Source organism: Candidatus Darwinibacter acetoxidans (assembly GCF_041936445.1).
Lineage (GTDB): Bacteria > Bacillota > Limnochordia > Darwinibacteriales > Darwinibacteriaceae > DTU010.
In genome coordinates this window covers 1-2,652 of record NZ_JBHGXH010000083.1, presented here as the reverse complement: position 1 = coordinate 2,652, position 2,652 = coordinate 1, and the positions used below count along the sequence as shown (strand labels likewise).

Annotated in this window: 3 protein-coding genes and 1 pseudogene; all 4 read right to left on the bottom strand. The window is 62.3% G+C overall.

Annotation, left to right across the window (positions count from 1 at the left end):
* Nucleotides 1–661: pseudogene (locus ACE4YL_RS02760) on the bottom strand (coat protein); the annotation flags it as partial.
* Between the two features lie 7 nt (nucleotides 662–668).
* Entirely contained in the window at nucleotides 669–1,301 is a 633-nt protein-coding gene (locus tag ACE4YL_RS02755) for a phage scaffolding protein (RefSeq protein ID WP_461369166.1), read from the bottom strand.
* A 196-nt stretch (nucleotides 1,302–1,497) separates the two neighbouring features.
* Nucleotides 1,498–2,340, bottom strand: coding sequence for a phage minor head protein (locus ACE4YL_RS02750; protein WP_461369165.1), 843 nt, complete (start codon nucleotides 2,338–2,340; stop codon nucleotides 1,498–1,500).
* 45 nt (nucleotides 2,341–2,385) lie between these two features.
* On the bottom strand, nucleotides 2,386–2,652 hold a 267-nt coding region (locus ACE4YL_RS02745; protein WP_461369164.1), incomplete at its 5' end, for a phage portal protein.

The following is a 2,652-nucleotide window of genomic DNA, read 5'->3' as shown; positions in this document are numbered from 1 at the left end:
TGTAGGTCGGGATAGTGGGCTTCCCCTCGCTGTCAGGGGCGAACTCGATCAGGTCCTGTTTCCGCAGGCTGGCGAGCGTGGCGGAGTGGACCATGACTCCCGTAAGCTTCGACTCGGCGTCCCCGAGACAATATGAGGCGTCGATGAACGTCTCTGCCGTCCACGTGCTCTCGTCTGCCTCGGAGATGTCATGGGTGTTGTCCGCCATCGAGCCGTCGTCCATCGAGCCGCCGGATGCGGCGAAGACCCCCTGAAGGATCGCAAGCAGGGTCGCCTGCCGGCGTCGCGCCCAATAGTCGGCCACGAGGTTGGCGACCGCGCCCATCGGGTCGTCGCCGGAGAGGGCCTTCGCCAGGTCGGTCGCGGCCCATGCCCGGCCGCGCATCAGGAGCACGGCCTGGTCCTGCTTTGCCTCGATCTTCGCCGGGGTCAGGTCGCTGGTGTCCGAGAGCAGCTCGTCTTCGCCGGCGAGGTCCTGCCAGTACGGCATGCTGATGAGCCGGCCGCCCCCCGACGCGAGCCTATCGAGCTCCGGGCTGGTCTCGATGATCCCGCTCTGCACCAGAGCGCTCAGTTCTGCCGTGCGTTCGATGACGTACGGATTGAATACTTCCGGGACGATAACGTCCGCTACTGTCGTGTAGGTTTTCGTGTGGGTCATTGTAGGCTTACCTCACACCAGCCTCCGCCTTGAGTTTGGCTGCGAGGTCTGGATCTTTGCGAATGATCTCACCCTGTTTCGTGAGGTTCCAGGTTTCCCGCTTCCATGGGTTCTCCTGGATCTGCGGCTGCTTCCCAGTGCCCTCAGGCGTCCTCCCTTTCAGTTCGACACCGAAGAGATACGGGTCGCTCTCCTTGAGCTTCTCGATCTGTGCCTCGAACCCGAGCAGGTTCCCGTTGTCATCGAGCGAGATCTTCGACGTATCCAGCAGCGCCATGACTGCCTTGACATTCCGGGCGTCGGCTTTGGCGACCGCACGCTCGACCGCGAAGGCGAACCGCTGCTCATTGAGCTGCTTCTCGTAGTCCTCCGCGGCCTGCTTGTTCTTGGCCTGGAGTTCGGCGATCTGCGCCTTCAGGACCTCGTTGTCCTTCGCTCCGGCCTTCAGGTCCGCGAGCTGAGCGTCGCGCTCCTCGACCAGCTCTTTGTAGCGGTTCCGTTCGGCGATCACTTCGTCGAGGCGGCGTTTCGGGATCATCGGATCGTTGGGGTCCACGACAGTGACCTCCGTGTCTCCGAGCTTTTCCTTGACCTGGTCGTACAGGTCCTCTCCGAGTAATTCTTTGAGGGTCTTTGGCATCTGCTGGCTCCTTTCCGCTGTTTCGCTTTTTTACGTGGTCGCGCCCACGAAAACAGGCCCGATCGCGCCCCGGGCGTGGCGATACAGTGGTATAGGAATCTAAATTTAAAAATAGGCGGGAAAATGGCGGTTTTGACAGTATTGACAGTTTAGACTACTTACGCGCTATCAAGCAACATGATCAATGAGGCCTTCTTCATGACCCTACCTCAATGACCATCACACACCGGCAGTTTATATCGTCTTCGGCCGTTCCTAGGGCCCCGGGGTGCGGCCCGGTCCCGCCGGTGAGGTCGTTCACGAAATCCTCATCGTAGGGGATGGCGTTCTCCTTGCTGTACTTCCGGCCCATATAGCGGTGCCCGGAGCGCACCCTCTCGTCGTCGCTGTTCTTCCACCACTTCCGGAGTTCGACGCCCTGCCGGGCAGCGTGGTCGAGCGACGCCTTTTTCCCTGCCTCCATGCACCGGTGCCCCTCGGTCCGGACGATGCGGGTCGCCTTGCCGGCATCGATCTCCAGGGCAGTCTGGAGTCTGTCGGCGATGTCCCGGTAGCGGTCGCCCCGGACCAGCCCCCGGGTCATCTCCTGCCGGATCGTGGTGATCGTCTCGTAGCGCCGGACCGCCAGCCGCTCGTTCAGGGTGAGCCCGCTGACGGGGTTCTGCAGGATCTCGCTGACGGTCTCAGGCTTCAGGATCCCCCTGATCGTGCGGCCGGCAGCCCCCTCCAGCGCCCCCCGGGTGCCCTCGAAGGAGTTGACGACGGTCTTCCGGAGCCCGGTCCTGATCTCGCCCGCGACGAGCCGGGAGTACTTCCGGGTGATCTCCTCGATCTCCGCGTTGAGCTTGTCGATGCGCCCATACCGCGCCATCTGCGAGTATGTCAGGGTCCCGTCGGCGAGCGAGTAGCGATCGTATGCCCGCTGGAGGACCGCCCGGATCTCTCGGAGCATCTGCCCGTACTGCCGGCCGACACTCTGCTCGGCAACCCGGATTAGTCTGACTATCTGCTTGTCGAGCTTAAGAAACGCCTTTTCCATGGTCCTCCGCCTCGGTCTTGAAGAAGAGGGTGAAGTGGGACATGGTTACACCCCCGCTTCCGGCTGCTCGCCCCTACTCTCCTGCTCATCGCCCTCCTGCAGGTACCTGGAGAGATCTACCCTGCTCTCCTGCTCAGCCTGCAGCCGCGTCATCTCGGCCTGCGCATCATCCACCCAGGGGTGGTGGGCGACGATGGTCTCCTGCGAGATGATCCCCATGCTCGAGGCGGCGATCTGCGAGAGTTCGAGGTCGTTGATGAGCAGGGACTTGTTGTACGTAATCTTCACGCCATGCGGATCGAAGGTGCCAGC

Excerpts from the sequence above, each read along its gene's own strand:
- ACE4YL_RS02755 (WP_461369166.1), bottom strand. The coding sequence starts at position 1,301 with ATGCCAAAGACCCTCAAAGAATTACTCGGAGAGGACCTGTACGACCAG.
- ACE4YL_RS02750 (WP_461369165.1), bottom strand. The coding sequence starts at position 2,340 with ATGGAAAAGGCGTTTCTTAAGCTCGACAAGCAGATAGTCAGACTAATC.